4 protein-coding genes and 1 pseudogene are annotated in these 5,140 nt (G+C 51.2%); 4 read left to right on the forward strand and 1 reads right to left on the reverse strand.

The window, feature by feature from the left end:
* The 3 genes and pseudogenes from ACJHYR_RS26810 to ACJHYR_RS26820 all read left to right on the forward strand — a co-directional run.
* The coding region (locus ACJHYR_RS26810) for an extracellular solute-binding protein (RefSeq protein WP_410233185.1) at positions 1 to 458 on the forward strand (458 nt) is incomplete at its 5' end.
* A 134-nt stretch (positions 459 to 592) separates the two neighbouring features.
* Positions 593 to 1,594 (forward strand): annotated as a pseudogene (locus ACJHYR_RS26815) (IS110 family transposase).
* 358 nt (positions 1,595 to 1,952) lie between these two features.
* Positions 1,953 to 3,296, forward strand: a complete 1,344-nt coding sequence (locus tag ACJHYR_RS26820; protein WP_000551919.1) for an esterase-like activity of phytase family protein — start codon at positions 1,953 to 1,955, stop codon at positions 3,294 to 3,296.
* Between the two features lie 156 nt (positions 3,297 to 3,452).
* Here ACJHYR_RS26820 and ACJHYR_RS26825 read toward each other — a convergent pair whose 3' ends face one another.
* Positions 3,453 to 4,277: a MurR/RpiR family transcriptional regulator gene (locus ACJHYR_RS26825; RefSeq protein WP_001293448.1), complete on the reverse strand. Its 825-nt coding sequence runs from the start codon at positions 4,275 to 4,277 to the stop codon at positions 3,453 to 3,455.
* 165 nt (positions 4,278 to 4,442) lie between these two features.
* On the opposite strand from ACJHYR_RS26825, the gene ACJHYR_RS26830 reads away from it, so the two are divergent.
* Positions 4,443 to 5,140 (forward strand): PTS transporter subunit EIIC (locus tag ACJHYR_RS26830; RefSeq protein ID WP_410233186.1); only part of this gene is annotated, 698 nt, incomplete at its 3' end.

Here is a 5,140-nt window from a genome sequence, read left to right on the forward strand (position 1 = left end):
TAGGCATGATGCCTTACGACGCTGACGCGAAAGATGCACCACAAAACGCCATTATCGGCGGAGCCAGCCTGTGGGTGATGCAGGGCAAAGATAAAGAAACGTATACCGGCGTGGCGAAGTTCCTCGACTTCCTCGCGAAGCCAGAAAATGCTGCCGAGTGGCACCAGAAAACCGGTTATCTGCCAATCACCAAAGCGGCGTATGACCTGACCCGTGAGCAGGGCTTTTACGAGAAAAACCCAGGGGCGGATATCGCGACACGTCAGATGCTGAACAAACCGTCGTTACCGTTCACCAAAGGACTACGTCTGGGCAACATGCCGCAGATCAGAGCGATTGTGGATGAAGAGCTTGAGAGCGTGTGGACCGGTAAGAAGACGCCACAGCAGGCGCTGGATACCGCCGTTGAGCGTGGGAATCAGTTACTACGCCGCTTTGAGAAATCGACGAAGTCTTAACCAGTGTAATGTCGGATACGTTTCGCCTATCTGAGCTAACATCGCGTGTAGGCCGATGTGATTGACATCTTCCTCCTTACGGCATCAACGTTCCAGACTGAGATGTACCCAGTTCCCTGGTGGAGAAGTCAGTCATGAATATTAATCGTATTGGTTTCGATCTTGCCGAAAAATGTTTTTCAAATCCACGGCGTTGATCACAATGAATAGTGGTACGGAGAAAAACGCTGAGCCCTCCCCACATGATGACGTTTTTCTCCGGGCTTTCTCCCTGCCTCATCAGCATCGAAGTCTGTGGCTCTTCCCATTCTGGGCACGGGAACTCATTCCGTATGGGGCCTACCGTGCGCATTATTCCGTAGAAACTTGTCAAATCTTATCTCAAAGGTAACAAAAACGACGCTAATAATGCAGCTGCCATCTGTGAGGCCGTCAGCAGGCCCGGCATGCGATTTGTTGTTTTCATATCGGAATCCCAGCAGACGTTACAGGAAGAATACCGGGTCCGGGCCAGAATCATCCGCGAGCGAACGGCGTTGCGTAATGAAATCCGGGGGCTGTTGAGTGAATTTGGTCTGCTGCTGCCTGTGGGGATAAGGCACGTGCGTAAAATCCAGCAGGGAATACTGCCCAGGGGCAGTGGAATGACCCTTCATCCGTTTGTTGTGCGAACTGTCAGAGTAAAATGAACTCATATCGTCTCATGACCACCGTCTTCATGAGGCTGCAAGGGATGATATCCGTATTAAACAGCTGATGGAGCTAAAAGGAGTTGGTCCCACAACAGCCTGTGCGCTGGTTGCCTGTATCGGTAATGCACATGATTTTAAAAAGGGACGGCAACTGGCAGCCTGGCTGGGCTGACGCTATCACAATACAGCAGCGGCTGAATGTCGAAGCTGGGCAGGATAACAAAAGCCGGTGATTCGTATCTGCGAATGCTTCTGGTTCAGGGGGCTCGTTCAGTACTGATTGGTGCTGAGAAAAGGACTGACTCATTCAGTCGTTGGGTCTGTTCACTGGTTGAACGCAGAGAATACTGACGCGCTGTTGTGGCCATCGCCGCCAGAAAGGTAAGGCTGTGCTGGGCATCATGTCATTACGGTGATGATTTCAGGCTGTATTCAGCCAGCTAAAGCACGCAGCAACCGTATGACTATCTGATCTGCAACTCGTTGATGATAAAGTGTTAGACCCTGTGAGGTATATCTGATTATTGTACAGGATATACGTATCCGCTTAACGAACAAGAGCCTCACGCGCGTCTTTCATCTGGGCCGAATAGATGAGATTCATCATGGTTGTTTATAGTACCGTCGTCTCTCCCCTTTATTTTTACAGAAAAGCAAACAGAAACCATAAATACCGGCGTTGACATGGCGGGGAAGCCGGCAACGGCTATCCCTACCGTAATCATAATATTTCTGTCATTTCTGCTCCCTACAATGACGTTAGTTTTACTTCTGGGCGATAACAACGAAAGGAGAGTATGACATGCACAACTCCAAAATCCGGCTGGCTATACTGGTTGGCTGCATGGCTCTGAGCGCCAACCTGTGGGCCAAAGCGCAGCCGGTGCAGGCAACGCTGGCCGGGCATGCAATTCTGCCGGCAAAATCCGCTGTTTCAACACCGAAGGATGCGCCGGGCGATTTGCAACAGAGCGGCAAATACACCAGCGGCAAACGCGTCACCGAGCTGGGCAGCGTGGCGGGCAAATCCGCAGAACGCCTGACAGGACTCAGCCTGCCGATCAATGGTCAGCCGTTGCAGGGCCACTCAGGTATCAAACACATGCCCGACGGTACCTATTGGGTGCTGACTGACAATGGCTTCGGCAGCAAAGCCAACTCCCCGGACGCCATGCTGTACCTCAACCAATACAAGATAGATTTCAAAGACGGCTCGGTAGTACCGCTGAAGACGCTGTTCCTGCATGATCCGGATAAAAAGGTGCCGTTCCACATCATCAACGAGAGCACCGAACTACGCTATCTGACCGGCAGCGATTTTGATCCGGAAAGCTTCCAGTTTTCCGACGATGCCTTATGGATCGGTGATGAGTTCGGTCCTTACCTGATCAAGACCGACCTGAACGGCAAGGTGCTGGCGGTGTTCGACACAGAAGTGGACGGTAAGGTGGTTAAATCGCCGGACAACCCGACGCTGACTCTACCTAGCGCTCCGGACGGTAAGCTGAACTTCCAGGTGGCGCGTTCCAAAGGCTTTGAAGGCATGGCCATCTCGCCGGACGGCAGTAAGCTGTATCCGCTGCTGGAAGGGGCATTGTGGGACGGTGAGCAGTTCGAGAACGTTGACGGAAAACGCTACCTGCGTGTGCTGGAGTTCGATGCCAAACAGCAGGCCTGGACTGGTCGCAGCTGGCAGTACGTGCTGGAAGACAACCAGAACGCCATCGGCGACTTCAATATGATAGATGATACCCACGGACTGGTGATCGAGCGTGATAACGGCGAAGGCACGGCGGATAAAGCCTGCGTCGCCGGCGCGCCGACCAACAACTGCTTCAGTCAAGTAGCCAGGTTCAAACGGGTGTATAAAATTGCTTTCTCGGACACTAACGTCGGAAAACCTGTCGAAAAACTGGGCTATATTGACCTGATGAAGATTCAGGATCCGAACAAGCTGGCACGCAAGCCGCTGAACGACGGTGTGCTGACCTTCCCGTTCTTCACCATTGAGAACGTGGATGTGGTTGACACTAACCACATCATCGTAGGCAACGATAATAACTTCCCGTTTTCCTCCAGCCGCTGGCCTAATATGGCGGATGACAACGAGTTTATTCTACTGGATGTGAAGGATTTTCTGAAGTAGGGGGAAGAGCATCTTACGATACTCCTCGCTAATTTAAAAACGAACGGTGCTGAGCACCGTTTTTAATCACCTCGCCAGAACCTACCAGAATATGATGTTGGTTTATTATCACTGATTCATGGGGAGCACCCAGCGCTTCGGCGGTTTTTTATGTCTTTAAAGCAGTAGCGGTAGGGTCGCGCTGGCTGTTTTCTGGCTCACCTCGCTGTACTGGTCATCCAGCGCAATCAGCGATGTGGTGAGTAGCTCTACCAACAGCATCACTCCCACTTTGGCAGTCAGCGCGCCGGCACTCAAGGGTCCTTCCGGTTTGGCCGCGACCAGTTGAATATCACTCAGCGAAGCTAACGGACTGCGCGGTGTATTACTCAGCGCCAGTACACGCACACCTTGCTTACGCGCTAGTTTTACGACATGCAGCAGATCGCGCGTGGATCCAGAACTGGAAATCGCCACCACGAACGTGTTTTTACTAAGTGTTGTGGCGTTCATGGCAGCACGATGCATATCGCTGAACAATTGTGCGGGTTTCCCCAGACGCAGGAGTTTATAATGTAAATACTCCCCCAGAATGGCACTGGCTGCTACGCCATAAATCTGCACTGACTGAGCCTGATGCAGTGCAAGCGCGGCTGCTTCCAGCAAGGTTCTGTCGAGTAATTTTGCTGTGTCCTGTATTGCTTGCACGGATTCATTGACCACATTGTCAATCTCATCACCGCCGTGCTCTACAAACTGTACTTGTCGGAGATCGAGTGCCAGCGCCATTTTGAATTCGTTATAGCCCTTACACCCAAGCGTTCGGCACAGACGTGTGACGCTAGCCTCGCTGGTGCCGCTTTCACGCGCAAGTTCGGTAATCGTCAGGTAGACAACTTTTGCCGGATCGCTAAGTACAAACTCTCCCAGCTTCTGTTGTGTTCGGCTATATCCATCAACGCTCTGGCGCAATCTCAGCAGCAGGTTTTCATTTTCTGACATGTAAAATCCTTAATGCGTTTATCTGTTGATAGTGTGACGGAAAGGAGGGGATTGATGCCAGACATTTTAAAAAAGTATGATCGACTTCTTAGATTTTGATGGTGATTTTTATTTATAAGAATAATTATAGTAAAAATTTTCATCAAAAATCGAGGAGATGATAAAATGATGCAAATGTTTAGCGGCGCTTCATCGGGGGGATGGTTTGAAAAAGCGCAGCGGTTCGGAAAATCCTTCATGCTGCCGATTGCGGTATTGCCCGCAGCAGGGCTGTTATTAGGGATTGGTGGCGCGTTGTCAAATCCAAACACGTTGACGGCTTATCCGTTTTTAGATGCCGACTGGTTGCAGGCAATATTCACAATCATGACCAGCGCAGGTTCTATTGTGTTTGCCAACCTGTCGGTACTCTTTGCAGTCGGCGTCGCCGTGGGGCTGGCGAAATCGGATAAAGGCACTGCCGGGCTTGCGTCATTGCTGGCGTTTCTGGTGATGAATGCCACCATCAACGCCTTATTAACGCTCAACGGAACGCTGGCGCACAAGAACCCCGCTTCAGTTGGCCAGGGGATGACGCTTGGTATTCAGACACTGGAAACTGGTGTGTTTGGTGGGGTGGTGATTGGTCTCGTCACCTGCACTTTACATAGCCGTTTCAATAAAGTCTCACTACCTCAGTTTCTCGGTTTTTTTAGTGGTTCTCGTTTTGTACCCATTATCAGCTCCCTTGCCGCGATAGTAGTGGGTGCGGTTATGACGGTGGTGTGGCCGCATTTCCAGAAACTCATTTTTGGACTGGGCGACCTGGTGGATGCGACGGGCTATCTGGGGACGCTGTTGTACGGCTTCATCCTGCGTATGCT

Source organism: Escherichia sp. WS1450 (assembly GCF_046487395.1).
In the GTDB taxonomy this organism is placed as follows: Bacteria; Pseudomonadota; Gammaproteobacteria; order Enterobacterales; family Enterobacteriaceae; genus Escherichia; species Escherichia coli.